General features: G+C 51.6%; 25 protein-coding genes and 1 pseudogene. 4 read left to right on the top strand and 22 right to left on the bottom strand.

Translation table 11 applies throughout. The annotated features are described in order from the left end of the window. Positions 1 to 63: 63 nt before the first annotated feature. Entirely contained in the window at positions 64 to 1,764 is a 1,701-nt protein-coding gene (locus DWX32_RS05270) for an ABC-ATPase domain-containing protein (RefSeq protein ID WP_118659366.1), read from the top strand. Positions 1,765 to 1,873: 109 nt separating this feature from the next. Here the strand turns inward: DWX32_RS05270 and DWX32_RS05265 are convergent, their stop codons facing one another. The 7 genes from DWX32_RS05265 to DWX32_RS05235 form a co-directional block, all read right to left on the bottom strand. Next, a complete protein-coding gene (locus tag DWX32_RS05265; RefSeq protein WP_118659365.1) occupies positions 1,874 to 3,283 on the bottom strand; it encodes a Sapep family Mn(2+)-dependent dipeptidase in 1,410 nt (469 codons plus the stop codon). 108 nt (positions 3,284 to 3,391) lie between these two features. Then, on the bottom strand, positions 3,392 to 4,954 hold the full coding sequence (locus tag DWX32_RS05260; RefSeq protein ID WP_118659364.1) for an ABC transporter substrate-binding protein: 1,563 nt from the start codon (positions 4,952 to 4,954) through the stop codon (positions 3,392 to 3,394). Between the two features lie 71 nt (positions 4,955 to 5,025). After that, the gene (locus DWX32_RS05255) at positions 5,026 to 5,793 is read right to left on the bottom strand and encodes an ABC transporter ATP-binding protein (RefSeq protein WP_243002065.1); all 768 of its coding nucleotides are present in this window, start codon (positions 5,791 to 5,793) and stop codon (positions 5,026 to 5,028) included. Next, complete coding sequence (locus tag DWX32_RS05250) at positions 5,786 to 6,622, bottom strand: ABC transporter ATP-binding protein (protein ID WP_118659363.1); 837 nt, start codon at positions 6,620 to 6,622, stop codon at positions 5,786 to 5,788. Before DWX32_RS05250 ends, DWX32_RS05255 begins: the two co-directional genes overlap by 8 nt. A gap of 36 nt (positions 6,623 to 6,658) precedes the next feature. Further along, complete coding sequence (nikC, locus tag DWX32_RS05245; protein WP_055228100.1) at positions 6,659 to 7,465, bottom strand: nickel transporter permease; 807 nt, start codon at positions 7,463 to 7,465, stop codon at positions 6,659 to 6,661. Then, positions 7,462 to 8,403, bottom strand: coding sequence for an ABC transporter permease (locus tag DWX32_RS05240; RefSeq protein WP_118659362.1), 942 nt, complete (start codon positions 8,401 to 8,403; stop codon positions 7,462 to 7,464). The genes nikC and DWX32_RS05240 overlap by 4 nt, the downstream gene beginning before the upstream one ends. Positions 8,404 to 8,413: 10 nt before the next feature. Next, a complete protein-coding gene (locus DWX32_RS05235) occupies positions 8,414 to 10,075 on the bottom strand; it encodes a class I SAM-dependent methyltransferase (RefSeq protein ID WP_118659426.1) in 1,662 nt (553 codons plus the stop codon). A gap of 144 nt (positions 10,076 to 10,219) precedes the next feature. Here DWX32_RS05235 and DWX32_RS20845 point away from each other — a divergent pair. Then, positions 10,220 to 10,375, top strand: a pseudogene (locus tag DWX32_RS20845) (electron transfer flavoprotein subunit beta); the annotation flags it as partial. Positions 10,376 to 10,495: 120 nt separating this feature from the next. Here DWX32_RS20845 and DWX32_RS05225 read toward each other — a convergent pair. The 4 genes from DWX32_RS05225 to DWX32_RS05210 all read right to left on the bottom strand — a co-directional run bounded on the left by DWX32_RS05225 (position 10,496) and on the right by DWX32_RS05210 (position 15,318). Beyond that, a complete protein-coding gene (locus tag DWX32_RS05225) occupies positions 10,496 to 11,770 on the bottom strand; it encodes a transglutaminase domain-containing protein (protein ID WP_118659361.1) in 1,275 nt (424 codons plus the stop codon). Further along, on the bottom strand, positions 11,667 to 12,458 hold the full coding sequence (locus DWX32_RS05220; protein WP_330421815.1) for an N-acetylmuramoyl-L-alanine amidase: 792 nt from the start codon (positions 12,456 to 12,458) through the stop codon (positions 11,667 to 11,669). The genes DWX32_RS05225 and DWX32_RS05220 overlap by 104 nt, the downstream gene beginning before the upstream one ends. Positions 12,459 to 12,540: 82 nt before the next feature. Next, positions 12,541 to 13,557, bottom strand: a complete 1,017-nt coding sequence (locus DWX32_RS05215; RefSeq protein WP_117814513.1) for a hypothetical protein — start codon at positions 13,555 to 13,557, stop codon at positions 12,541 to 12,543. A 60-nt stretch (positions 13,558 to 13,617) separates the two neighbouring features. Continuing rightward, positions 13,618 to 15,318 carry a glycosyl hydrolase family 18 protein gene (locus DWX32_RS05210; protein ID WP_158579555.1) on the bottom strand — a complete coding sequence of 567 codons (1,701 nt, stop codon included), beginning with the start codon at positions 15,316 to 15,318 and terminating at the stop codon, positions 13,618 to 13,620. Positions 15,319 to 16,013: 695 nt separating this feature from the next. Between DWX32_RS05210 and DWX32_RS05205 the strand changes: the two genes are divergently transcribed. Next, positions 16,014 to 16,763, top strand: a complete 750-nt coding sequence (locus DWX32_RS05205; RefSeq protein WP_022461617.1) for an adaptor protein MecA — start codon at positions 16,014 to 16,016, stop codon at positions 16,761 to 16,763. A 68-nt stretch (positions 16,764 to 16,831) separates the two neighbouring features. Here the strand turns inward: DWX32_RS05205 and DWX32_RS05200 are convergent, their stop codons facing one another. Further along, positions 16,832 to 17,002 (bottom strand): DUF362 domain-containing protein, encoded by a 171-nt coding sequence (locus DWX32_RS05200; protein WP_022461616.1) that lies wholly within the window; start codon positions 17,000 to 17,002, stop codon positions 16,832 to 16,834. A 206-nt stretch (positions 17,003 to 17,208) separates the two neighbouring features. Here DWX32_RS05200 and DWX32_RS05195 point away from each other — a divergent pair, with 206 nt between their 5' ends. After that, positions 17,209 to 17,412, top strand: a complete 204-nt coding sequence (locus tag DWX32_RS05195; RefSeq protein ID WP_022461615.1) for a DUF1858 domain-containing protein — start codon at positions 17,209 to 17,211, stop codon at positions 17,410 to 17,412. 63 nt (positions 17,413 to 17,475) lie between these two features. Here the strand turns inward: DWX32_RS05195 and DWX32_RS05190 are convergent, their stop codons facing one another. The 10 genes from DWX32_RS05190 to srtB all read right to left on the bottom strand — a co-directional run bounded on the left by DWX32_RS05190 (position 17,476) and on the right by srtB (position 25,265). Next, complete coding sequence (locus DWX32_RS05190) at positions 17,476 to 18,072, bottom strand: MerR family transcriptional regulator (protein WP_118659359.1); 597 nt, start codon at positions 18,070 to 18,072, stop codon at positions 17,476 to 17,478. Positions 18,073 to 18,229: 157 nt separating this feature from the next. After that, positions 18,230 to 19,564: a replicative DNA helicase gene (gene dnaB / locus DWX32_RS05185; RefSeq protein ID WP_022461614.1), complete on the bottom strand. Its 1,335-nt coding sequence runs from the start codon at positions 19,562 to 19,564 to the stop codon at positions 18,230 to 18,232. 4 nt (positions 19,565 to 19,568) lie between these two features. Then, positions 19,569 to 20,015, bottom strand: a complete 447-nt coding sequence (gene rplI, locus DWX32_RS05180; protein ID WP_118659358.1) for a 50S ribosomal protein L9 — start codon at positions 20,013 to 20,015, stop codon at positions 19,569 to 19,571. A 1-nt stretch (position 20,016) separates the two neighbouring features. After that, positions 20,017 to 22,062, bottom strand: coding sequence for a DHH family phosphoesterase (locus DWX32_RS05175; RefSeq protein WP_117802327.1), 2,046 nt, complete (start codon positions 22,060 to 22,062; stop codon positions 20,017 to 20,019). A 189-nt stretch (positions 22,063 to 22,251) separates the two neighbouring features. After that, complete coding sequence (rpsR, locus tag DWX32_RS05170; protein WP_022461611.1) at positions 22,252 to 22,500, bottom strand: 30S ribosomal protein S18; 249 nt, start codon at positions 22,498 to 22,500, stop codon at positions 22,252 to 22,254. 20 nt (positions 22,501 to 22,520) lie between these two features. Further along, on the bottom strand, positions 22,521 to 22,982 hold the full coding sequence (locus DWX32_RS05165) for a single-stranded DNA-binding protein (RefSeq protein WP_055220137.1): 462 nt from the start codon (positions 22,980 to 22,982) through the stop codon (positions 22,521 to 22,523). An 11-nt stretch (positions 22,983 to 22,993) separates the two neighbouring features. Further along, positions 22,994 to 23,281, bottom strand: a complete 288-nt coding sequence (gene rpsF / locus DWX32_RS05160; protein ID WP_022461610.1) for a 30S ribosomal protein S6 — start codon at positions 23,279 to 23,281, stop codon at positions 22,994 to 22,996. Between the two features lie 147 nt (positions 23,282 to 23,428). Further along, a complete protein-coding gene (locus tag DWX32_RS05155; RefSeq protein ID WP_022461609.1) occupies positions 23,429 to 23,620 on the bottom strand; it encodes a DUF951 domain-containing protein in 192 nt (63 codons plus the stop codon). Positions 23,621 to 23,652: 32 nt separating this feature from the next. Next, a complete protein-coding gene (locus tag DWX32_RS05150; protein WP_118601002.1) occupies positions 23,653 to 24,387 on the bottom strand; it encodes an NAD-dependent protein deacylase in 735 nt (244 codons plus the stop codon). Between the two features lie 26 nt (positions 24,388 to 24,413). Beyond that, the gene (srtB, locus tag DWX32_RS05145) at positions 24,414 to 25,265 is read right to left on the bottom strand and encodes a class B sortase (RefSeq protein ID WP_118659357.1); all 852 of its coding nucleotides are present in this window, start codon (positions 25,263 to 25,265) and stop codon (positions 24,414 to 24,416) included. Between the last annotated feature and the right edge of the window lie 151 nt (positions 25,266 to 25,416).

The raw sequence follows: 25,416 nt of genomic DNA, 5'->3' as shown, positions 1-25,416 counted from the left end.
AGCCTTTCTCAGACACGCTCTGTACGGCAGCCTCACCTTTTTATTTTGAAAGGAGTTTTTTTCATGCAATCTGCAAATGACCTGAAACAGCTTTTATTCAGTATCAATCACAAAAGCTATCCCGCCTATAAATCTACCCGCGGTGCCTATCAGTTTCCGCGCTACACACTCTCCATCGACCACGTGCAGGGCGATCCGTTCGCCGCTCCATCGCGCGTCAGCGTTCATGTGAATGGAAGAACTGCCGCTTTCCCGGCATCACTCTATGATACGTATGAAAAGCGCGCCGCCCTCCAGGATTACCTGCTGCGCCAGTTTGCGCGCGCTATCGCACCGTATTCGTTCCGCGCAAAGGGCTCCGGCAAAAGTGGTCTGCTTGGGATAAGCCGCTGCGGGCAGGAAATTCTTGAGCGTACTGCCTGTGTTCTGAATCCTTCCGACGGCAGTCTTATCGTCAACATGGAAATCGGCTTTCCGGCTAACGGCCGCACCATCGCCTCGCAGGAGCTGATCCGCATTCTTTTCGACTTTCTTCCCGGCTGCGTAGAAAAATCACTGTTCTACCGTGCTCTGGATCCAAAAGCATGTGCCAATGTCGCCTATCTCTGTGAGGATCAGCAGGCGATCCGTTCCGCATTAAAAGAAAAAGGGCTTACTGCCTTCATCGCCGACGGCTCCATTCTCCCGCGCGAGACCGGTGTTTCCGATCTGCCGATGAAGCACGCCGTTCCGTTTACCTCACCGGAATCCCTGCGCGTTACCCTCGATCTTCCAAACCGCGGACCTGTTTCCGGCATGGGAATTCCACTCGGTGTCACACTGATCGTAGGCGGAGGCTTCCACGGAAAATCTACCCTTCTGCAGGCTCTTGAGCGCGGCGTATACAACCACATCGCCGGGGACGGCCGTGAATATGTCATCACCGATGCAAGCGCCGGAAAGCTCCGCTCCGAGGACTCCAGAAGCATCAGCAATGTCGATATCTCCCTCTTCATCCACGATCTTCCCGGAAAGAGCGACACCACCTCATTTTCGACTCCAGATGCCAGCGGAAGCACCTCGCAGGCCGCCAACGTGATCGAGGGCATCGAATCCGGCACGAGCCTCTTTCTGATTGATGAGGACACATCCGCCACCAACTTTATGGTGCGCGATGAGCTGATGCAGCGCGTCGTTGCCGACAGCGAAGAACCGATCACACCGTTTATCAGCCGCGTGCGGGATCTGTATGAGAAGCTCGGCATCTCGTCGGTTCTCGTTGCCGGAAGCTCCGGTTCTTACTTCCATGTGGCAGACACTGTCATTCAGATGAAAGAATACGTTCCTTATGACATTACGGATCGCGCAAAAACCACAGCCGCGGAATTTCCGCCGTTTACTGCCTCCATACGCCCTTTTTCCGTTCCAGCCTTTCACCGCTGCCCGCAGCCGGGTAAAGGCCTGACGGGAAGTGACCGCACGAAAGTCAAAGTGATGGGACGGGAATCCATCCTCATCAACAAATCTCTGACGGATCTGCGCGCCGTGGAACAGCTCACGGACAGTGAACAGCTGAACGGGCTGGCTGCGCTTCTTTTAGAAGCAGCGGAGCACAAGATGGACGGTAAGAAAACACTGGTGCAGGTGGTGGATCTGCTGGAAAAACAGATGGATGAAAAAGGTCTTGCTTCTCTTCTCGCCCCGGGAAGGCCAGGCGATCTGGCACGGCCGAGACGGCAGGAAATCTTTGCATGCCTGAACCGGTGCAGGGAACTGCGGTTCTGAGAAAATTTTTAGCAATTCAGAGCCATAAAAAATCTTCAGGCAAACCTTGTTCTTTTCAGAATCTATCGGTTTGGCTGAAGATCTTTTTTATCTTTTATTTTTCAATTATTTATTCCCCGCAGATCCGCACAATCGCCTCCGCGAAGATCACAACGCATTCTTTCAGGCATTCGATTTCCACGAACTCGTCTGCTCCGTGCATACGGTTGTCGACTTCAAGGTCTGCGCATCCAAACGCAACACCGTTTTTCAGATGATGCACATACGTTCCGCCGCCGATCGCAAATGGTTTGCCTGGTTTTCCAGTGACATCCGTGTAGCACTGCAGCAGGTTCTGGACAAACGGGCTGTCGGCCGGGACGTGGTGTGGTGGGAACATTCCGCTGCCTTCCATGGAGAAGCCGCCTTTTTTCATGTTCTGCCCGGCGGTATCGTACAGGTTTTCTTTTGTCGCGCAGATCGGGGCGCGGCAGTCGTAGGAACCGATCAAGGTTTTGCCGTCGTAGTTCATGAGGTCGAGGCTTAAGGTGAGCTCGCCGGACTCTTCATCTGACATGGCGACACCGAGGCCTGCGCCTTTGCCGTCGCCGTGCGGGTAAACTTTTGCAAGGAAACTGATGTCGTTTTTCAGTTCACTCTCTTCCATTCCAACAGATGCGAGAAGCTGCAGCAGTGCGGTCAGTGCGTTGTTACCCATTTCCGGGGTGGATGCGTGGGCGAAGGCACCGCAGGCTGTGATTTTTATATTGCCGTTTTCGGTGTCTTCCAGAACGAAGGAAACGCCGGTCTTCTGCTCAGTCTCGTCAGCGCAGGTTTTCAGGTCTTCTTTTGCCATGCCGGCAAGCTCTGCATATGCTTTGCCTGGTACAACGTTCAGTTTGGTGCCGGCCTGTAAGGATACAAGGCGCACGCCTGTCGTTCCGGCATCGGATGTTTTTTCGAAGTGGCCGCGCATGCCGCCTTTTTCAATGTTGATGACCGGGAATTCGGCATCCGGTGAGAAGGTGCATGGTGCTTCCACTTCTTTCTTATAATAATATTCGAGGTCAGAGCTTCCACACTCCTCGTCGGAACCGAGGACAAGACGGACGTTTTTCTTTAATGGGTAACCGAGTTCTTTGACAGCGCGCATTGCGTAGATAGCTGCGATCGCCGGTCCTTTGTCGTCTGCGGTTCCGCGGCCGAACATTTTTCCTTCTTTGATGCGCGGGGTGAATGGATCGGTCTCCTGCCAGCCTTCGCCTGCCGGTACGACATCGAGATGGGCGAGAATATCAAGGCCCTTTTCTTCCTGATTAAAGTCAGCTGCAATCGCGTAGTTGTCGTAGTTGGTTACGGCAAAGCCGTATTTTTCCAGAATTTCGATTCCCTGCGCCAGTGCTTCTGCCGCCGGTGCGCCGAATGGTTTGCCTGGCTCTGCCGCCTGTTTTTCGCTTGGAATCCGGATCAGGCTTTTCAGATCCTCGATCATTTCGGATTCGTGGTTTTCAATATATGTTCTCAATTCTTCTTTCCGCATCGTAACTTCTCCTTTTCTCTTCTCTGGCACCGTCGCAGTGCCGTTCTTTTCCTATCATAGCGCAGAAAGAGCAGAAAATCCACATTTTCTGCTCTTTCTGCCAAATAATCATTTGTTTTTGTCCAAATTGACTGTAATTTCATAATAATCGCACGGATGCGCCGTAAGCCCCGTCACGCCCTCGCCGGATACCATCGACATTTTGAGGTGTGATGTGAAGAAAAACATGTGGTCATCCAGCAGCATCTGCGTCATCTCGATGGCCAGTTCGGTTCGTTTTTCGGTATCAAACTCGCCGCTTAACTGCTGTTCCAGCATCTCGAGTGTCTCACTGTAATAACCGCCGCGGTTCTTGGAGGAATCCTGCAGGCAGTGCGTTGTAAAGAAATACTCGGGATCGCCCGTCGGTGCGCTGACAAATGCGCTGACATAAACATCCCAGTTTCCTTTTTTCAGCAGTTCCAGATGATTTGCCGTGCACTGGATCTGTACTTCGATTCCGATTTTCTTCAGCGATGCCTGTGCACTCTCCGCGAGAAGCGGCAGTTCCTGGCGGCTCGGATACGTGAGCCAGCAGATGGTCAGGCGTTTTCCGTCTTTTTCCACGTAGCCGTCGCCGTCCTCATCGGTCCAGCCTGCTTCAGCCAGCAGTTCTCTGGAATACTCAAGATCATAGGACTCTTCCTGCACTTTGCTGTCGCCGAATGCAAAGTAAGAGGGGAACGGGCCTTCCGCCACGCTTCCGTTTCCTTCCATCAGCGTATTCACAAAGCCCTCCCGGTCGATCGCTCCGATGACTGCCTCGCGCACGCGGTCGTCCTGCAGCACCTCGGATGATCCGTTGAACTGTCCGAAGAAGGTACGCGACGTATCCGCCGAAGAAATCGTGTATGGTTCATCGCGGAACAGGATCAGATTGGAATACGGCAGGCCGTACGCCGCGTCGAGCTCGCCTGACTGTAACGCCATCGTCATCGTATCGCCGTCGCGGATCGTTTTTACTTCGATCCGGTCGAGCTTTGGCGTTCCGTTCCAGTAATTGTCATTTTTCATGAGTGTCAGTCCCTGATCCGTCTCCACCTGTACTGCGCGGTACGGGCCGGTTCCGGCGACATTGCCGTCATCCGTCACACCTGCCTGCATATCAATGATGCATCCATATGGGTCGGACAGATAATTCAGAAGCGCCGGGACAGGCTGTTCGGTGTGAATCGTTACGATCAGGCCGTCTGCCTCGATGCTCTCAATTTTCAGATCCCCGCGTGCACGGTCATGTACTGCGATCAGATCCTCGAGACATTCTTTGACCGCCTCCGCGTCGAGAGTGCGCCCACTTGTAAAGGAGATGCCTTCATGCAGTGTAATCCGCCATGTTGTATCGTCCACAAGCTCATAGCTTTCTGCCAGCCATGGCTCGATCTCCATAGAATCGGAATAATGAAACAGCGTCTCACCGATCCCATAGCGGATACACGCCCAGCCGGAATAGCCGTTGTGCGGGTTGACATCGGACTCGTCGTTTTCGGCGTTGAATGTCGTGTCGCCGTATACGAAAACTTTTTCATCTGTACCATCTGCCGCTGTGCTCTGACAACCGGAAAACAGTACCACCGCCAGAATGCCGCACAAAACATATGCAATTTTTTTCCTTCTGCCGTTCTTTCTCTGCATTCTGTACTTCTCCTGTTTTCGCAAATGGCACCACCATTTCCGCTGTCTGATTTTCTGTTTCAACAGTTTTCTCACAGACTATACTCCATCAACAGTTTCGTATATTCCTCTTTCGGGTACTCCAATACCTCCCGCGTCTCCCCCTGCTCCACGATTTTTCCCTGCCGCATGACAATCACACGGCTGCAGAGTTCCCGCACCAGCGCAAGGTCGTGGCCGATCCACAGCATCGCAAGTTCTTCTTCCCGCTGCAGTTTTTTCAGCAGTTGAACGATCTGCGCCTGTACCGCCGCATCGAGCGCACTCGTTGCCTCGTCGCAGATCAGAAGAGACGGCTGCACAGCAAGAGCCCGCGCAATTGCGGCTCTCTGGCACTCTCCGCCGCTCGTCTCGCGGGGATAGCGTTTCGCCGTTTCCGGGGCAAGCTCCACTTTTTCCAGCAGTTCCGGCAGACGAAGACAGGCTTCTTTCCGGCTCATTCCCTGATTCCGAAAAGCTTCCAGAATCCCGGTTTCGAGCGTCTGCATTGGATCGAAGGAATCCTGCGGGGTCTGGAAGACCATCTGTATTTTCCGGTAAACTTCGCGCTGCCGCCTGCCTTTTCTTCCGAGGATTTCCTCGCCTTCCAACAGAACGCTGCCTGCATCCGCCTGGACCAATCCGGTGATCAGACGGGCCGTCGTGCTTTTTCCGCATCCGCTCTCCCCGATCAGGCCAAGACATTCACCCGCATCCAGTGTGAAGCTGATGCCGTCCACGGCGGCAAATTCCGTTTCCCGGCCGGTTCCAGCAAAGTTTTTGCTTAAGTTGTTTACTTCCAGCATGTTATGATTATGCATCGTTCTTCCCTCTTCCCGGCACAGCCGCAAGGAGATTTTTTGTATATTCGTCCTTTGGGTGATCGAAAACCGTCCTTGTCTCCCCCTGCTCCACGATGTTTCCATCCTTCAAAACAGCAACCCTGTCTGCCATCTGCTCGAGAACCGCAAGATTGTGCGTCACCAGCACCATCCCCGTCTGCTCTTTCTGCTGCAACGCCTGAAGCTCCCGCAGCACCTGCGCCTGCGAAACCACATCGAGTGCACTCGTCGGCTCGTCCGCCAGAAGAAGCGACGGATGCAGCAGCATTGCGAGCGCAATCCCGACGCGCTGGTTCATGCCGCCGGAGAGCGACGATGGATAGCTGTTCCAGATCGTCTCGCCATCCGAAAGCCCCATATCCGCAAATCGCTGGAGCGTCATATCTTTGATTTCTCTGCGGCTTTTTCTGCCAGACATTCCCCCAGAAATCGGGGTGATGAATCCGCAGCGTTTCTCATGGGCGCGCACGCTTTCACAGATCTGTGCTCCGATTTTCCGGGTCGGACAGAGTGATGCCCCTGTATTCTGGAAAATCATACCAATTTCTGAACCGCACAGACTCCGCAGCTTCTTTTCGGACATGCCCGTCAGCTCCTCTCCGCGAAATGTGATCTGCCCGCCGGTGATGGAGCTATTCTTTCCCATCAGCCGCAGGATCGCTCGCAGCAAGGTACTTTTTCCACTGCCCGACTCCCCGGCGATGCCGACGGTTTCTCCTTTTTCGACGGAAAAACAGATGTTATTTAAAATTTGCTCCCCCTCATAACAGACAGAAAGGCCGCTGATTTCCAGCAGTTTTTCGCTCATGTTTTTGCTCCCTTTGTTTCCATTTTCGTTTGCCCCTTATCCCTGATCCACCGTTTTCCGTACCGCCTCACCAAGCAGATTGCAGACAAGAACGGTCAGAAAAATCGCCAGTCCCGGCGCCAGAATGACCCAGGGCGCGGTCTGCAGCATACTTCTTCCGTTGCTCATCATCGCTCCCCACTCCGCCGACGGCGCTTCCGCACCAAGGCCGAGGAAGGACAGACCCGCGATTTCCAGCATCATCGTTCCGATATCAAGCACCGCTGTGACAATCGTCTGCCCCGCAAGATTCGGCAGAATATGGCGTCCGATCATCTTCCATGTTCCGTTTCCTGTAAGGCGCGCCGCCGCGATGAACGGCATGTGTTTCAGTGCCAGCACACGGTTCCGTGCAAGCCGTGCATATTTCGGCCAGGAAACAAGGATCAGCGACACAACGGCTCCCGTCATGCCGCTCTGCAGAACGCCGGAAAATGCGATTGCAAATACCATACCCGGAAAGGCCAGAAAAATATCGGAGATCTGCATCAGAACCGTATCCGTTTTACCTTCCAGCCAGCCGCTGAAAATTCCGGCGAGTGTTCCGATCAGAGCGCTTGCCGCAACGACAAGAAGTGCTGAAAAAATGCTGACCCGCGCGCCGGAGAGAATCCTTGAAAACAGATCTCTTCCATAGCGGTCCGTCCCCATCCAGTGCGCCGCGGACGGCGGAAGAAGGGACAGTTCCAGATTCTGCTCATACGGATCGTACGGTGCCAGATGGGCCGCACACGCGGCAAACAGCAGCAGCGCACCGGCGAGGATGCCATAAAAAAGGATCTTTCTTTTCTGTTCTTTTTTCATCGCATTCCCTCCAGCTTCGCCCGCGGGTCCAGTGCCCCCATCAGCAGATCAGCAATGAGATGCAGCAGCAGATAGATCGCCGCCATCCACACCAGATATGCCTGAATCACGGGAATATCGTGCATGGAAACGGCATCCACGGCCATTTTTCCGACACCATTCCACATGAAAATCGTCTCAACGATGGCGGTTCCTCCAAGCAGCGAACCGGCGGATAAGAATAGCAGCGTGACCATCCGAAGCAGCACGGATTTTAATATATTTCCGAACAGAATCCGGTTTTCACTTAACCCACGTGCCCGTGCACCCGCCACGTACTCCTGCTCCAGCTCTGCAAGCACGGCAGAACGCACCTGACGGGTGTATTTTGCCGTCATCGAAACCGCAAGCGTCGCCGCCGGAAGCACACAGCTTTTCCATCCCTTTCCCATACTGAGAACCGGAAAAAGATTCCATTTCAGCGAAAAGAAATACAAGAGAAGAAGTGCAGTGAAAAACCCCGGAAACGAATTACCTGCAAAGCAGAACAGGCTGATACTGCGGTCCGCCCACGTATTCTGATATTTTGCACTTAAGATACCGAGCGGAAACGAAAGACAGACCGTCATGGCAAGCGCCAGCGCCGCAAGTGCAATCGTTGCGGGCAGTTTTTCGCAGAAGCTTACAAGCACCGGTTTGCCGGAAACGTACGACTCCCCGAAGTCACCGCGCAGGGCGTTTTTCAGCCATTGCAGGTACTGGACAGCTTTCGGCTCATTCAGTCCCAGCTCCTCCCGCATCGCTTCTTTTTCCGCCTCCGACATCACGCCGCCGCTGCTGCTCTCTTTTAAATCCACCGCATCGACCGAGGAAAGTCCCGTCAGCAGAAAAGCGAGAATCGTCACGCCGAGGAATACCGGAATCAGGCGAAGCAGTCGTTTTAACAGATATTTTTTCACAAATACTCCTTTACTGCTTCACGGCACAAATCGAAAACATCGGTGCCGGGTTATAGAACTCGTCTTTTTCCAGATAAATGCGTTTTCCAAGGCTCGTATCAATGCGGATTTCTCCCGCTGTGTTTTCGCACAGCACCGCCACATCGTACGCCGGCCGGTTTTTGCGGCTGATCGGGAGCTGTGATTTGATCCGTTCGCACTCTTCTAGCATCTCGTTTCCAACCTTGAAATGGGCATGCGCCTCCGGAAGTCCCTTCGTATCGGCAACATCTTCTTTTCCGTAATTGGCATCGAAGTTCAGCAGCACACCGCCCGTTTTCAGCACACGCATCCACTCGCCGTAAGCATGCTCCGCATTCGGCAGCGTCCACGTCAGGTTTCGGGAAATGACAACATCGAACGTTTCATCCGCAAACATCGGATTTTCCGCGTCCATGACCTGGAAGCAGCAGTCGGCATTCTCTTCTTCGGCAAGCTGGATTGCATTCTCAATCATCTCCGGTGTCAGGTCGATGCCGAATACCTCGTGGCCCTCTTTTGCCAGCAGGATCGAGAAAAATCCGGCTCCGCAGCCCACATCAAGGATCTTTAACCGTCTTCCCGCCGGGATCTGTTTTTCAATCTCTTTCATCCAGCGCTTCGCAATCGGGTTTGCAAGTTCGGAGCGTCTCTGCTCTAAAAAGCTCTCGCTCCGTTTCTCCCAGTAATGGACAATCTGCTCTTTGCGGTCGTCGTACTCCGGCTCGCGCACAATTCTTCCGTAAGCAACGACAGGGCCCCCTTCTGTTACCATATCGCCCGGTTTTGCCGCCGGATACCAGAGGCCGTCTTCGGAAGCCGCCTGATATTTTTCGCCGCGGCGGACGGTCACATCACCAAGCTGGAAGGACTGCTCTGCGCTTTTTTCCGCGCGCACCAGAAACATCGGTGTCGATGCATAGTTCAGTCTCTCTTCCTCGCTCCAGACGCGCTTCCAGATTTCGGAATCGGTCTGGATGGAACAGACGCCGAGGGATTCGAGCACCTTCGTATCCCACGCCGGCCGTTCCATCGCAGAGAGCGGCACCTGGCGCGCAATGTTTTCCATGCGGTCAATGTCCGTGCACAGATAATGGTCGTCGAGCTGCTGCTCTTCCACTTTCTTCCGGTCTGCCTCGTACGCTTCTTTTTTCTCCTCGTCATAGAGATAACCGTACCAGTTCGCATCAAAATTGAGCAACACGCCGCCCGGTTTCAGGACACGCATCCACTCTTGGTATGCCTGCTCCGGCTTTTCCAGATTCCAGGTCAGATTTCTGGAAATGACAACATCAAAGGTCTCATCCGCAAACTCCAGATTCTGTGCATCCATCCGCTGCAGCGTCACGCGCTCCAGACCGTATTTCGTATATTTTCCCAGATTCTCTTTCGCCTTTTCCAGCATCTCCTCCGTGTAGTCAACAGCCGTCACCGTATAACCTGCCTCCGACAAAATCATCGGGAAGAATCCCGGGCCGGTTCCGATATCGAGAATCTTCATCTCTTCTTTCTTTTTCTCTGGAAACTGCTCCTCTAATACATGCAGCCACGCTTCTCTCTGGCTTCCCGCCAGTTCTTTTTCATTGACCTCAGAATACCCCTCCGCACGGGTTCCCCAGTAGGAGGCAATTTCCTGTAATAATTCCTGTTCCATATCTTCCGCTTCTTTCTTCTTTTTCTTAACTTTCCCGGCGGGGTCGTTCTCCAACCGCTCAAATATCCCTTTACTCTACCAAAAATCGGCCTTTTTCACAAGCCCCCACGGGGGATATTCTTAACGCCGGCGCAGGGTATTCAGGTGATCGGCGGCGCGGATCTGATTATCTGCGGACGTCAGACAACCGACGGCGATACCGCGCAGGTCGGCCCTTTGATTGCGAAACATCTGACGATCCCGCATGCCGCCTGGGTCGCAGAGGTTACCGATGTCACGGATCATTCCATCACCGTCCGTCAGGATCTTGTGAGTGTTTCCCAGGTTTCCGAACTCCCTTATTCGTGCCTGATTACCATCGAGTTTCTCGAGCGCGAGCTGATCGACATTTTGTTTCCGGATATTTTTAAAGGAGAACCGTCATTCACTCGGTTCTCCTTTATATTGCCAGAATACCATCAGCTTTCTTGTCGCCGTATCCTCGCTGTATGTATATTTTACGGACCCGAGTCCGTAATAGCTGCAAAGATAGCCGGAAGCCTTATCGAGAAGCTCCGGTCGGGCTTCCATGACCTGTGCCATCAGATCATCGGTGGCAAATTTAAATTCGGAATACTCTTTTGTCTCTTCAATATCCGTCTCCATTTCCCACAGAATCTGCGTCGCATCAAATGTATCCATGTACCGGCCGATCTGGCGGTAATACTCGAGGTCATCTGCATTGCACGCCGGGAGCGGCAGATTCGCATCCGCCTGATGCGTGTCCGAAAATTCCGCATCGGAAACGCAGAGAAAATCGTAGTAGATCAGGTCGTCCGGCAGATTGTACTCGCCGCTCTCGCCCTCTGCGAATACCGGATCGCCCCAGGTTACATCGACGTTGTAATAATTGTCTCCGCACTTTACGATATTCCAGCCGTGCGCCTCGCCGGTGTCTGTCGTTCCCGTCACATAAATGACCGGGATGTCCAGGCGGTTCATCAGATACTGGAACGTTCTGGCATAGCCTGCGCAGACCGTCTGTCCGTTCACAAGTCCGCTGTAGAGTGTCTGATTCTCCGGCGCATCTTTCACATAATCAATCTGCCGGATACATTTTTCGAAGACAGCCTTGATCTTCCCATAGTCATCCATCGAACGGTCGATATCACTTAAGAAATCATTTCCCGCCCCTTTGATCTGGGTCTGGCGGCCTGTGATCTCCTCCGCAGAAATCGTGTATTCCGGAACTACCTCACAGTAGTTTTTCGGCTCACCGTATCCCGTGACATGTGATGCTCCGTTGATCCAGCAGTACTCCGGGTAATCCATATAGACCCATCCGTAAACCTCCGCCGTCACATCGGGATCGCCGCCTTTTGTGATGATGGTTTCCTGGTGTTCCGCGATTCCCTGCACCAGTTCGCGGTAAATCATCTGTCTGTTTTCATCGAGCTGGCTGTAATAATACCGCTTCGCCAGCTCCTCCTCATCTGTATTTTCCGCCTGAAACTGTGTTGCGCCATTCTCTGACAGACCATTGTTTTCGTCTGCCGTCTGTGAAGCAGTGCTGCTGTCCGCTCCGCTTCCGTTCTGCGCGGGATCGCTCTCATCAAACTCTCCGAATACCAGATAAGCCGCCAGCAGGGCAAGCATAAGCGGAAGCAGCGCCCGCAGCGGTCTCTTCCGTCTTCGTCTGTGTCTTCTCTTTGCCATTCTTCTTTTCTCCCAGATACGTTAAAACGCCGTCACACAGTGCATCCGCCACCTTTTTCTGGTACTCCTTTGTGTTCAGGAGCGCTTCTTCCTCCGGATTTGAGAGGAATCCGCACTCGCAGATCACCAGCACTGCGTCTGTCTTCTTCAGCATGTAATACGTTTTGTTTCCCTTGGCTTTCCTGTGATTCGCCGGATCGAGCCCCGCGACCAGTGCAGCCTGCATGCAGAGCGCCAGTTTTTCGCCTTCTTTTGAATCCGTATAATAAAACACCTGCGCCCCTTTGACCGCCGCATCCGGGTAGCTGTTCTGGTGAATGCTGATCACACAGTCCGGCTTTTTTTCATGAATCAGCTGCACGCGCCGCTGCAGATCCTGCACTTTCGCATTCACGGCTCCCGGATCGGAGAGATCATTCTCCCCTTCCCGCGTCATCACCACAAGGATTCCCTGCTTTTCCAGCTTCTTTTTCAGCAGACGGGCAATCGCAAGGTTGATGTCCTTTTCTTTGACACCGTTTGCCCCGATTTTGCCGGGATCGTCGCCGCCGTGGCCGCTGTCCAGCACCACTACTTTTGTGGCTGCCTTCTGTGCTGCCACCAGCCGTGCGCCCTCGCGGGACAGAACATACGCCGCCGAAAGCAGAATCACCGCCATCAGCCATTCCAGTTTTTTCCCTTTTTCCAAATAAAAAGCCCCCTGCTGCAAATTTCCTTTCTTGGTCATTTTATGCAGCAGCGGGGCAGGTTACAACTCTTATTGCTTCCGGTTACTCTTCCTCATCTTCTTCATCATGCGCGCGATTCGGGATTTCATCCTCTTCTTCGTCGTTGTCATCATCAAGATAATCCGGCTCATTTTCGAAATCGATGACTGCGGAATTTTCGACGATTTCGTCTTCTTCCTCTGCTTCTTCTGCGGTATCTTCACGGTCTGGCTCTGCGGCTGTTTCTTTTGCCTCTCCGGGAAAGATACTTTTTACCGGATCTTTCATGAAGGTTTCCACTTCCGATGCAGAACGTTTCATCTCCTCACGCATTTTTTCGATGCCGGCAAAGGTCTCCTCAAAAATTCTGCGATTCTTCTCGAGTACACTCGTCATGGTTTCCATCTCGGCGTAAATCTTCTGGTATCTGGTGTTGGCTTTCTGCAGCTCCGCGTCCATATGGCTCTGGATTTCTTCTGCTTCGGCCTGCAGTTTTTCTTCATAAACAGCAGCCAGTTCCTCGCCCTTCTGACGTGCGCTCTCTACCATGTATTCGCACTGTTCCTTCGTCTCGCGGCGCTGCTTTGCACAGGATTCCTTTGTCTCTTCCCGCTGTTTCCGGCAGGACTCGTTTGTCTCCTCTCTCTTTTTGCAGCACGCCTCATCCGTTTCCTCCGTTTTCTCGCGGCAGGACTCGTCCGTTTCTTCGGTTTTCCGGCGGCAGGCTTCCTCGGTCTCTTCTTTTAGCTTTCTGCAGCTCTCCTCTGTTTCCTGTGTCAGTTTTTTCGCTTTCACCTGTGCCTCAAACACAAGGCCGCTGATGCTGTCATAATTGTCGATATAGCTCTGGTATTTCTCATGAATATTTTTTTCGAGCTCCTCGATTTTATCCTCACGCTCGCGGATCTTGCGGTTCAGCTTCTCGATTTCCTGCTCTTTTTCCTCGATCTTCGCTTCCAGTTTCTTCTGAGCGGCATACGCCTGATCTTTCAGGTTCTGCACTTTCGTCATGACATCGTCCTTATCGAAACCGCCCATCAGCGTTGTTTTAAATAATTCTTCGTGATTGTTTTCTGACATGTATACTCCTCCTTCGTGCCCGGGCTTTTATCATTCCCCTTATCCTTCCCGGACTCCTCGTCAACTGTTTGTTTCAATATATTCTGAAATCAGACTCCAGACGTCTGCGCACTCGAATCCGAGCTTCCACTCTGCCACCCCGGCGAGATCAGCGCTTTGGATCACTTTCAGTTTTTCCTCCATGGACTGCTCATCCTCCATCCAGATCGTGTATCTGGCATCGGAAGTTTCTACCGTTGCCACATTCTGGCCAAGGGATGCATCCCAGGTTTCTGTCATCTGATTCTCTTTGGCATAGTTTTTGGCGCCATCCATGCCCAGCACCTCGCTGGTAATGGCGCTCTGTCCGAACTTTTCCGTCCAGACACGGGTATAAAACGGGATTCCGCAGATCACCTGATCGGCAGGCATCACCCGCGTCATCTCCTCCACGGCCTGCTGTACGAACGGGAGGGATGAAACAGAGCCTGCCTCCTCGCTTCCCGCGAAATGCTCGTCATAGGCCATGACAATCATATAGTCCACAAATCTTGCCTGCTCGCCGCGCTGATAATACATCGTGTAAGCCTGCGGTACCGGCGTATCGACCGACACCACAAGATTCTGTGCATGCGCCGCGCTCGTCAGTTCCCGCAGAAACTGCAGGTAATGCGGGATTCCGGCCTCTTTCAGATTCTCGAAATCCACGTTGATGCCGTCCATGCCGCACGATGCTGCCTCGGCGAGCAGCTGCTCAATGATTCTACTGCGCACGGATGCGTAGGCAAGATCGGTTGTTTCGTCAAATGCTTCATTAAAGTTATCAATCAATCCCCAGACTTCCCGTCCCGCTTCATGCGCCAGTTTCACGTAATCGGCGCTCGCAAGGCTGGAAATCGTACCGGTTTCGTCTGTCACGGAAAACCAGGTCGGTGAAATCACGTTCACGCCGGTCATTTCTGCTGTCATCTCTGCCATCGCGTCGTTCGACTCGGTCGATGTGCTCTGATGCCAGACCAGATTGATTTTGTGATCCCGTGTAATTCTTTCATAGGAATCTTTCTTTGCCGTCCGCGCTTCGATGTCCTCCGGCTCGGAGATATCCTCTGTCTGGATGTAGCCGGTATAGCCGTCCGCCGTCATGACTTTGCACCAGTTGTCCAGATTTTCCAGATACAGCAGGGTGTCACCCTTCTGTACATCCGCAAGAATCAGACTCTTGATGCCGCCTTTCTGGCGCACCTGCGCGGTGTCTGACTGTACCGTCGCCTGCTCCACTCCGTCCCATTCATTCCGGATTACAACACGGTTGGGATCGCTGTAATATGCATAGTCGAGATCTGTGTATTCTTTTACGACATCCAGCGAAATGTAAACCGTTCCGTCGCTCTCCTGCTGTACGGCAGGCTGTCCGCCCGGTGTTTTGGCAACGGCCGCATCGCCCGGAAGCAGTGTCTGCACGCCGCCGCTCGTTGTAAGCAGGATTCCTTTTGTTTCTTCATCCCAGTAGAAGCAGCTGTTCAGCTGGGATTCTACATATGTGTACGCCGCATACGGCTCTCCTCCGATAAGGACGGCCTGCTCTTCCAGAAGTTCTCCGTTCTGGATCAGCGCAACGCTGTTTTCGTCTGTCAGGTTAAAATATTCGTTCCCGGCCATGTATTCGGTTCCGGGTTTATATCGGTTTATCAAAAATGAAACAATGCCTGCTGCACCGACTAGCACGATCAGAATCAGTACGACCAGTACCGGCGCTGCTTTTTTCTTCTGTTGCTCCTTCATGTGTTCTTTTCCCCTTTTCTTCGCTCTGAAGATCTCCCCACTTGCGCCCATTATAACAAAAAAAATACCCAATAGCAACCGTTATGCGCAAGGGAACCGCATGCGAGTCAGAAAGTATCGTTACAGTTCACTGGTTCCCAGCGAACTGTAACATTCGCAGCCCTCATTTAAAGTTTTGCTTCGCAAAAGGAGGGCTGCTCACACCTGAATCATGTTCTTACGCAGCGAAACAGCAGGTGTTTCACTGCTGATTGAACAGTAACGAAAGTATCGTTGCTTTTTGCTATTGGGTATTTTTCAAAAAATCTGTTTAAAAAGTTTTGTCGATTGTTTGTTTCATGGCTTATTTGCAGTTGTGACGTACAAAAAAGAAAGCCCCATAGATCCGTATGAAATACTTTTGTTTTTAGTTTCAATGATCATGTTTCACGGGGACGCCTTCTTATCCGATCCGTTTTTTCTGTGCCTGCTTCTGGCCGGAGTATGCACCCTCCGGGCAGAAGCAAAGGTTTCCCCAACTCCTATTATACTTCAAGCCGGGGGAATTACAAATAAAGTTTGTCCCTTCATTTCTGAAAAAATTATGCGAAATGTAAAAAAAATCTTAAGTTCTTTACTTCTTTCCGTGATGTGTTATACTATATTGTAAGCAGCCCTATTTATATAAGTAAAGAGTAATTAAGGACGTGAGAGTTATGAAAATAGAAAAAATCAATGATAACAAGATCCGCTGCACACTGACCAGCGCCGATCTTGCCGAAAGAAATTTAAAGCTCAGCGAACTGGCTTACGGCACGGAAAAGGCCCGCAGCCTGTTTCAGGATATGATGCTTGAAGCCAACCAGCAGTTCGGCTTCAATGTGGATAATGCCCCGCTCATGGTCGAGGCCGTTCCGGTGGCTCCGGACAGCATTGTCCTCATTATCACCAGAGTCGAGGATCCACAGGAGCTCGACACCCGCTTCGCCAAATTTGCTCCATCCGGCGACGATACGGACGGACCGGAACCGGTACAGTATTCCGGCGCGGACGACATCATCGACCTGTTCCACAAGCTCTGCGATGTGAAGAACAAGGCACAGGAAATCGCAAAGAAAGCGGCACAGAAGGAAAACGAAAAAGAGCCTGCAGCATCCGAGGAAAAGAATGTGGATCTGGTACGCACCTTCCACTTCTCAACCCTCGACGATGTCATCAGCTCCGCAAAAGCGCTGAACCAGTATTTTACCGGCAGCAATTCCCTCTATAAGAACACGGCAGATGCCAACTATCAGCTCGTTCTGCACCAGTCCGGCTGCAAACCGGAAGAATTCAACAAGGTCTGCAACATTCTTTCCGAGTACGGCAGACAGGAATCCTTCTCCCTGGCCGCTGAAGCATTTCTGCTGGAACATGGAAATGCAATGGTAAAAGAGAATGCTCTGCAGGAGCTGGCTTCTCTGTAAGTTTTGAAACGTATGTATAAAAAAAGGAAGTCCGCGAAGGACTTCCTTTTTTGTACGTTCCGTACAAATTACTCTTCTGTGATAGCCTCGGTTGGACATACGCTTGCGCATGTTCCGCACTCAACGCATACATCCGGGTTGATTTCGTAATGGGAATCTCCCTCAGCGATAGCCTCTACTGGACATTCTCCAGCGCAGGTTCCGCAGCTTACACATTCGTCTGTGATTACATATGCCATGATCTTATCCTCCTTGTAGATTTTTTGGCCCTTTCGGTACTATCCACATTGTAAACGATTGCCCCCTGAAATACAAGTACAAAATTATAAACATTCTATAATCTTATGAATTTGTTCTTGCATTCCCCCCGGGGGTACGCTATAATCAAAATAGCCGTCAAAATCGGAACGACGGGTATATACACATTTAAAGGAGGAACTTTAAGATGGCAAAGATCTCGAAAGACATGACAATCGGCGAGTTAATCGCAATGGATACAAATATCATCGGAATCCTGATGGGAGCCGGCATGCACTGCATCGGCTGCCCTTCTGCACAGGGTGAGTCCCTGGAAGAAGCAGCTATGGTTCACGGCCTGGACGCTCAGGTTCTGGAAGACCAGATCAACGATTATCTGGCTGCAAAATAAGCCGGATTTCCGCGTGGATCCAAAAAGAACGCCTCTCACAGGCGTTCTTTTTTTCTGTCCGATTTACCCATTGTTCCGATAGCCCCGTTTTGCTTTCGTCCGTTTTCCTTTCTGCTCCAGCGTCGCCGCTGCTTCTCTCCGGCTCTGCTGGTGGCGGCGGATCGCCTCATCCACACGGCGGCTCCGCTCTTCCTGGCGCCGCTTCTGTATCATCTGATCGAGCAGACGGCCGAGCACGCGGTAAAACTCCGTCTGACGCTCCTCCTCTTCCTGCCGCATCACAGTGTCCGCCAGCTGTTCTGCTTCCCGCTCGGGCAGAAGATCGACAACCACCTCCGGCACTTCGTCCGCTTTTCCCGGTATTGCCGGATCCGGCTTCTCCTTTGCCGTCTCTGCCGCTTCCGCCGGAAACGCTTTGATCTCCGCCGTTGCCTGCACCAGCTTCGGCATCAGCTCGCGGATCGCTTTCAGGTGAAGCCCCTTTTTCTTCAGTTCCCGGATTCCCAGAAAAATCTGAATGTCCTGCGCAGTATAGCAGCGGTGTCCCAGCGAATTGCGGTGGATTTCCATGCCGAGCTCGTCCTCCCAGTACCGGAGCACATGCGCTTTCTCCCCGGTCAGCTTCTCCGCCTCCGTGACCAGATACGTTCTATTTTCCATACGGCAGCCACTCCCTTCTTCCCTTTATTATAGGATCTGTTATCCCCTGCCGCAAGAAAATCTCATCGTAATATTCCGACAAATTCATACAATTATACACAAAAAACGTGCCGCAGGACTATCCCACGACACGTTCTGACACATAAAATATTTTCTTTTATCTCTCTGCATTCGCAAATTTCGTATAATCCGGCAGCCAGACCAGATTGACGGTTCCGATCGGGCCGTTTCGCTGTTTGGCGATGATGATTTCCGCGATTCCCTTATTCTCGGAATCCTTATTATAGTAATCATCTCGATAGATAAACATAACAACGTCGGCATCCTGCTCGATCGCTCCCGACTCACGCAGGTCGGAAAGCATCGGACGGTGGTCGGTACGCTGCTCAACAGCCCGGGAAAGCTGGGACAGTGCAACAACCGGCACATTCAGCTCTCTCGCGAGTGCTTTTAAGGAACGGCTGATATCCGAAATCTCCTGCTGACGCGATTCCGAGGAGCTCTTTCCGCTTCCCGACATCAGCTGCAGGTAGTCAATGATGATGATATCAAGACCGTGCTCCAGCTTGTATTTGCGGCATTTCGACCGCATCTCTCCGATCGAGATACCAGGTGTATCGTCGATCATCAGTCGGGATTCACCGATCATGCCGGCGCTCTCGATCAGCTTGCTCCATTCGTCGTCTTTCAGGTTTCCGGTTCTCAGATGCTGGGAATCTACTTTCGACTCCATCGAGAGCAGACGGTTCATCAGCTGCTCCCGCGACATCTCGAGACTGAAAATCGCAACGGCTTTGTCTTTCTTAAACGCCATATACTGCGCAATATTGAGGACAAACGCCGTTTTACCCATAGACGGACGTGCCGCAATCAGGATAAAGTCAGAGTTCTGCAGACCCGATGTCTTGTAGTCCAGATCCGTGAATCCGGTCGGAATACCCGTGACATTTCCCTTCGTCTTCGATGCACGCTCGATGTTCTCCAGCGTATTGATGACAACCTGGCGGATCGGCATGAAGTCTCCGGAATTCCGCTGGCCCAATAACTGGAACATCTTCTTTTCCGTCTCCTCCATGATGACTTCCACCGGCTCTTTGTTCAGATAGCAGTCATTCTCAATCTCTTCTGTCAGCTTAATGAGACGGCGCAGCACCGCTTTCTCGCTGACGATGTTCGCATAATGGCGCACATTCGCCGAAGTCGGCACCGCATTTAAAAGATCGCGGACAAACTCCATCGAACTGATCTCCGGCGGAACATCCTTTTCACGCAGGCGGTTCTGCAGGGTGACCAGATCGACCGGTTTTCCCTCATTGAACAGCTCCACCATGGCATCAAAAATGACGCCGTACTGGTGCTGGTAAAAATCGTCGCTCGTCAGGATTTCCGATGCCGCCATGATGGCTTCGCGCCCCATCAGCATGGAACCGATGACCGACTGCTCCGCCTCGATGCTGTGCGGAAGGATTCGTTTAATCAGTGCTTCTTCCATAGAATTATGCTTCTTTTACGATAACTTTCAGCTTTGCAGTTACTTTGGTATGCAGGCGGATCGGCACTTCTGTCGTTCCAAGAACCTTGATCGGGTTCGGAAGCTGCATTTTCTTTTTGTCGATGTCGTATCCGAGCTGCTCTTTTGCTGCCTCAGCGATCTCTTTTGCCGATACGCTTCCGAATACTTTTCCGCCTTCACCGACTTTGATGGCTACGGTAACCTGTTTTTCCTCGATCTCTTTTGCGAAAGCCTGTGCCTCGGCAAGCTGCTCTGCTGCCACTTTGTCCTCGTGTGCTTTCTGCAGTTTCAGTTCATTCAGGTTCTTTGCGGTTGCCTCGATGCCAAGCTTTTTCGGCAGAAGCATGTTTCTTGCATATCCGTCACTTACGTTTACAGTCTGTCCTTTTTTACCAAGTGCTTTTACGTCTTCCAGTAAGATAACTTTCATATCAGATTTCTCCTCCATCCTGCATTTCTGTTAAGGTTGATTTTAGGAGGCTGCGCGCCCCCTCCAGATCGACGGTCTCGAGCTGGCATCCCGCCATATTCAGATGACCGCCGCCGCCCATCCGCTCCATGATGATCTGTACATTGACCTCATCGATCGCGCGGGCGCTGATATAGATCACGCCTTTATACTCGGTCAATACAAAGGACGCCTTGACACCGACAATGTTCAGCAGCTCGTTCGCCGCTTGTGCTCCGACCACCGTCGGGCTGTCCACATAGTCGCTCGGGCATTCGGAAATCGCGAACTGGCCGCGGAACAGCTCCGCATTGCGGATCGTCTCTCCTCTTGCCTTGTAATCGTTCATATCCTCACGGAACAGCTTGCGCACACGCGTCACATCCGCACCGCAGCGGCGCAGGAACGCTGCCGCCTCGAACGTGCGGACACCTGTTTTCTGCATAAAGTTGTCGGTATCGATCATGATGCCGGCATAGATGCTGTCCGCCTCCACGTTCCGGATGCGGATTCCCTCGGTAAAATACTGGAGAATCTCGGCAACCATCTCGCTCGCGGATGATGCATACGGCTCAATATAGGAAAGCACCGAGTTGCGGATCGTATCGCTTCCCTGCCGGTGATGATCCAGCACGACGATCATTTTCGCCATGTACAGCAGATCCTCACACTGTGTGATGCTCGGCTTGTTCGTATCGACCACAACGAGCAGCGTGTTGTCGTCCATGATCTCTTTCGCCTCATGATTATTGACAAACATGTCCGCCTCATAATCCTGGTTGTCGCGGAACGTATTCATCAGCGGAATAATCGAGCTGGTCGGGTTGTCGATGACGATGTACGCTTTTTTATTCAGCGTTTTCGCCGCACGGTAGATACCGATGGCCGCACCGAACGAATCGGCATCCGGCAGGCGGTGTCCCATGACAACGACCTTCTCTTTCGTGTTCATAAACTCTTTCAGCGCGTGCGCCTTGACGCGGGCTTTGACTCTCGTATTCTTTTCCACAGCCTGCGTTTTTCCGCCGAAATACTGAATCTTCGAACCGTCCTTTAAAACGACCTGATCGCCGCCCCGGCCAAGAGCCAGGTCGATCGCGATTTTCGCATACTCGGAGTTTTTCGCAAACGATCCAGCATCTGCTCCGATACCCATACTGATTGTGACCGCCATCTCGTTTCCGATGTTGATGGTCTTGACGTCCTCGAGGATATCGAACTTTTTCTCTTTCAGTTCATTTAACGAACTCCGGCGCATGACCACGATGTATTTGTCGTTCTCATACCGCTTCACCAGTCCATCGAGATCGTTGAAATATTTGTTGATCTTTCGCTCGACCAGTGCGGTCAGAAGGGAACGGCGGACCTCCTCGACGCTCTCCAGCGCCTCGTCGTAGTTGTCCAGATACAGAAGACCGGTGACCATCGTTTCGTCCTCGAATTTCCGCATATACTCGCGGAGCTCCGTCTCATCGAACAGATACAGTGCCTGAATAAAATAGCCTTTGATATCTGTGTTGATCATCTCCGAATTCTGGATCAGCTCGTCGATGCAGACGCTTTTTACATGGGCACGGAAATTCTTTTCGCCGTAAGCCACGTTGATGTCGGTCTCCTCCTCATTTTTCGGCAGCCGCTCGACCGTCAGCTCCGGAAAAATGGTGGCGATACATTTATGATACTGTGTATCCTTCCCTGTGATTTTTGTAAACTCTTTGTTGACCCAGAGAAGTTTTCCCTGCGAATCCATAACGGCATAGGGCAGCGCCAGTTCCTGGATCAGATGCTTCTGAACCTGGCCGTATTCGGTCGCAAAGGTAATCAGCTCGTTGATCACCTGCGGACGCTGTCTGTAATAGAGAACTGCGGCTGCGATCACATAGACTGCAAAAAACAGCGTGAACCACATTCCTGCCATCACATCCACAAAATACATGCCGATATTCATCACAAGCATCAGGATGGACAAAATCAGCGGCCATCGAAGATAGCTCCGCAATTGGCCGCTCAACTTCATTTTGCTTTTCATTTCCTAACACCTTTCCAACGTTGCGTGTTGTATTTCGCTCCTGTCCTTCCGATTATACCACTTTGACCTGTACTTTGGCAACAAGATACTTCTGGATACAAAAAAGGTACCCGCCCTTTTCGGGCAGATACCTCCATTTATTTACCGATTCAAAATGAACGTTCGGACAGTGCTTAGCGCAAGTCAGAATCAATCATCTACGTACGGCATAATAGCCATATGTCTTGCTCTCTTAACGGCTACTGTTACTGCTCTCTGATGTTTTGCGCAGGTTCCAGTTACACGTCTCGGCAGGATTTTACCACGCTCGGATACATATTTTTTCAGTTTAGCTGCATCCTTGTAGCTGATCTCTTCTCCACCACAGAAAACACAAACTTTTCTTCTTCTGCGGGCCGGTCTTCTGGAAGCTGGTCTTTCACTATTATTATAAGCCATGATCAATCTCTCCTTTTCTATCAATTAAATGGCAATTCTTCGTCAATGCCATCGGGAATATTCATAAAACCATCGGCACTGCCCAGGTCAGATGTATTCGCGGACGGAGCCGGATTGTTATGCTGCGGTGCGGAGTATCCTCCGTTGTTTCCGCCTGCATTTTTGCTCTCTGCAAACTCCTGCTCTTCTACAACTACGTCTGTCGTGTAGACCTTCTGGCCTTCACGGTTGGTGTAGCTTCCGGTCTGAATGCGGCCGGTGATGGCGATCTTCGTTCCCTGACGCAGGTATTTCTCTGCAAATTCTGCCTGGCGGCCGAAAGCAACGCATCCGATAAAGTCTGCGGTTGCGGAATCGCCGTCTCTGCGGAATCTGCGGTCAACAGCCAGTGTATAACGGGCTACCGCTGTGGAGTTCTCTCCAGCAGAGTATCTGACGTCGGGATCTCTGGTCAATCTTCCCATCAATATAACTTTATTCATTCGCTTACCTCTTAAGCTTCCTTTTTAACGACTAAGTATCTCAGTACGTTATCCATAATACGCATATGGCTCTCGATCTCTGCCGGAGCTGTTGCGTCTGCTTCAAACTGAATAAAGTAGTAATATGCTTCACGCATATGCTGAATTTCGTATGCAAGGCGTTTTTTGCCCCACTCTTCTACTTCGCCAACTGTTCCGCCGTAACGGGTTACATAACCTTTGGCTTTCTCAACTACAGCTGCGCGTTCCTCTTCTTCAAGTTTTGCATTCACAACCAGTGCTAATTCGTACTTGTTCATGCTTTACCTCCTTTTGGACTTTTTGGCACCCCATTTTCATTATGGGGAGCAAGGAATTATTTTTATACGTCACAATTTGTTATTTTAACATAAAAAAGGGCTTATAGCAAGCCCTTTTTCGCGTGTTTTCTTGTTTTTTTCACGATATTACGCATCTTTTTTTCGTAATCCGCGGGTGTTTTTCTCGACCAGCTTGCGTGCTACCATGATCTGGTGGCCGCAGCCGGTGCATTTGAGACGGAAATCTGCGCCGACACGCAGGATTTCCCACTCGCTGCTGCCGCACGGATGCGGCTTTTTCAGTTTTACAATATCGCCTACTTCGTAATGTTCTGCCATGTTTCTTCCGCCTTATATTTTCTAATTAAAATCTATCTTACTTTGATGCTGCCGAGCACCTGCCCGATCGGCTGCTGGATCAGAAGATCCGCGTTTTTATCCATCGGCGTTGCGCCCTTGTTGATGAGAACCAGCGCATCGCCCTCAAAATACTGGAGAAGGCCTGCCGCCGGATAAACCGCAAGTGACGTTCCGCCGACAATCAGAAGATCTGCCGCCGCAATCGAGCGGATCGCACCGTCGAGCACTTTCTCATTCAGACTCTCCTCGTAGAGTACGACATCCGGTTTGATCATGCCTCCGCATTTTTCACATCTTGGAACGCCGCTGCTCCTTCTCACCAGCTCTGTATCGCAGAATGCCCCGCATTTCATACAGTAATTGCGGTGTATGCTTCCGTGCAGTTCATACACTACTTTACTTCCCGCCGCCTGATGCAGTCCGTCAATGTTCTGCGTCACAACCGCTTTTAATTTTCCCGCCGCTTCCAGCTCTGCAAGTTTCTTATGCGCCGCGTTCGGTTTCGCGCCGACCGGAAGCATTTTGTCGCGGTAAAAGGCATAAAACTTTTCCGGGTACCGCAGGAAATAGCTGTGGCTTAAAATTGTCTCCGGCGGAACGTCATACTTCTGATGATAAAGGCCATCCACGCTCCGGAAATCCGGAATCCCGCTCTCCGTGGACACGCCCGCGCCGCCGAAGAATACGATATTTTCATGCGTATCAATCAATCTCTGCAGTTCTTCGATTTTTCTTTCCTCTTCCATCTGTCATTCCTCCTCCTGACCAATCATTACCGGTTCCGCCGCACGCCCAGAACGACGAACCGTCCAGTCGTATCGCTCGCCGCACAGGTGGACAGCACAATAATATGGCTGTTTTCATCCATCTCCGGCTGCTCCACCGGGATCTCTGACCGCGCCGCCATGGTATTCAGATACTGTACAAACGCTTCACCCCCGCCGGAATACAGCGTGTAGACATCACTGTCTGCCTCCGTATAAAAGGCAGAAAAAATCTGGTACACATCGTTTGATTCCGGCGTCAGCATCCAGAAATAGACGCTGTCCCTATATTTTTCCTGCTCCTTCATCTGTTTCAATTTTCCGAACATGGAGAGATTCTTCATATTATGACCGTAAACGATTGTGTTTCCATCACTGAAATCACCCTGATTCTGGTAATCGAGGAAAATGGAACCCGCAAAGTTGCTCGTTCCCTCATACGTCGTATGAAGATACGCAACATTGTCCGGCCCCTGTACGACCGGGTAACTGATGTCGAGAGCTTCGATATAAAGCCATCCCTTCACATCCGGGTTAATCGCTTTTAAGGATTCAAAATCGACGGCAAGCGGCGGTTCTGTCGGATACGACAGTGGTTCCGGCTCCGGTTCGGAAGGCTCCGCCGGTTCGGATTCCGCCTGTGGCTCCTCTGTTTTCGTCGTTGCCGGTGTCTCTGGTGTTTTTGTAATTTCCGTCGTATACTGCTGCAGATCCCGGTATTCATCCGTGCCGGTCTTGTAATCCAGGTAAATGCCGATCAGCTTGTACCCGGAAAAGCAGAAAACAGCAAGTGCCGCTAAAAATACCAGAGTCCAAAGCGGATTGCCGCGTTTTTTCTGTTTCTTTTTCTGTTTTCCCATGCGTCTCCTTTATCACTTTTTTACTGTCTGAGCTGTTTTCTCGAAGCGCTCTGAATTTGTCTCAATTATAAGCGTGCCCCTTTCTTTTGTCAACTTATGCCCCCGGAAAAGGATTGCACCCGCCCCCATCTTATGATAGACTAAAAGTCGA

This window comes from Blautia sp. AF19-13LB (genome assembly GCF_003479105.1).
In the GTDB taxonomy this organism is placed as follows: domain Bacteria; phylum Bacillota; class Clostridia; order Lachnospirales; family Lachnospiraceae; genus Fusicatenibacter; species Fusicatenibacter saccharivorans.
Note: the sequence above shows the minus strand (reverse complement) of the source record. Positions and strands in the feature narration are given on the sequence as shown.